Below are 229 nucleotides of genomic sequence, written 5' to 3'. Positions count from 1 at the left end.
GGATCTGTCGCAGCGCACGGAGCAGCAGGCCGCATCGCTGCAGGAAACGGCGGCGAGCATGGAGCAGATCACGTCCACGGTCAAACAGAACGCCGACAACGCGCGCCAGGCGAATGCGCTCGTGGCCCAGGCGAAGGATGCGACGGAACTCGGCGGCGCCGCCGTGCAGGCGGTCGTCGAAACGATGCGGCAGATTTCGGACGGATCGGTGCGGATCGCCGACATTACC

The 229-nt window shown here is 66.8% G+C and carries 1 pseudogene; it reads left to right on the top strand.

Going from position 1 to position 229, the window contains the following annotated elements:
* Nucleotides 1-229 (top strand): annotated as a pseudogene (locus SB772_RS46265) (chemotaxis protein); the annotation flags it as partial.

The sequence above is a fragment of the Paraburkholderia sp. SIMBA_030 genome (genome assembly GCF_046535245.1).
Lineage (GTDB): Bacteria > Pseudomonadota > Gammaproteobacteria > Burkholderiales > Burkholderiaceae > Paraburkholderia.
This window is presented reverse-complemented; position numbering and strand designations above follow the sequence as displayed.